The organism is Paenibacillus sp. P4_E11 (genome assembly GCF_056401635.1).
Genome location: NZ_JBFUIX010000642.1, coordinates 1 through 726, shown reverse-complemented (window position 1 = coordinate 726; position 726 = coordinate 1). Strand labels below are relative to the sequence as shown.

The window sequence follows — 726 nt, the reverse complement described above, 5'->3', positions numbered from 1 at the left end:
CGGAAGGGCTGCGACTCGATTACACGGCCATCGGCGATACAGTTAACTTGACGGCACGCCTGGAATCCAACGCCAAGCCCGGACAAATCCTGATCAGCGACAACATTCGCGAACGGGTTGAGCATTTGTTCGAGATTGAGAATATGGGGGAAATCAAAGTGAAGGGCAAGGAATTGCCTGTCACGATCTTCCAAGTGCTTGAGGAGAAGGCCCATGCGGAAGCAGCAGCTTCCAAGCAAAATGAATCATAGACATAGATTTACAATCGGAGAGGAGCAGGAGAACTGTAATGGGGAACAATTCGAGATCGAAGAAGTTTAAGTGGTTGTCACAAGTAATATGTTTGGCAATGCTGTTCAGCTTGCTAAGTAATGGATTCGCACAAGCTGCTAAGGCCAAAGATAGTCGGGCCGCCATCGTTGTAAGTGTCGAGGGCACTGTGATGGTGACGAAGGCTGGAGGGTCGAATGAATATAGAGCCTACGCAGATATGAGTATGAATCAAGGTGATCATATTCGCACGGAATCGGGCTCGAACATCGTGTTGAAGGTAGTCGATCAAGAGGATGAGGTGACGATCGGTCCAGATACCGAATTGTATATCTCCAGCTTGGCGGATACTGGGGGCGCGAAGAAATCGAAGCTCAAGATGTGGGCCGGCTCTGTCTGGTTTAAAGTGAAAAAGCTGGTGAATGCCGATGATGAATTCGAGGTGGAGACACCTAC

The 726-nt window shown here is 49.2% G+C and carries 2 protein-coding genes; both read left to right on the top strand.

The window, feature by feature from the left end:
- The coding region (locus tag AC1DWB_RS36645; RefSeq protein WP_477545953.1) for an adenylate/guanylate cyclase domain-containing protein at positions 1–251 on the top strand (251 nt) is incomplete at its 5' end.
- A gap of 38 nt (positions 252–289) precedes the next feature.
- Positions 290–726 (top strand): FecR domain-containing protein (locus AC1DWB_RS36640; protein ID WP_477545952.1); only part of this gene is annotated, 437 nt, incomplete at its 3' end.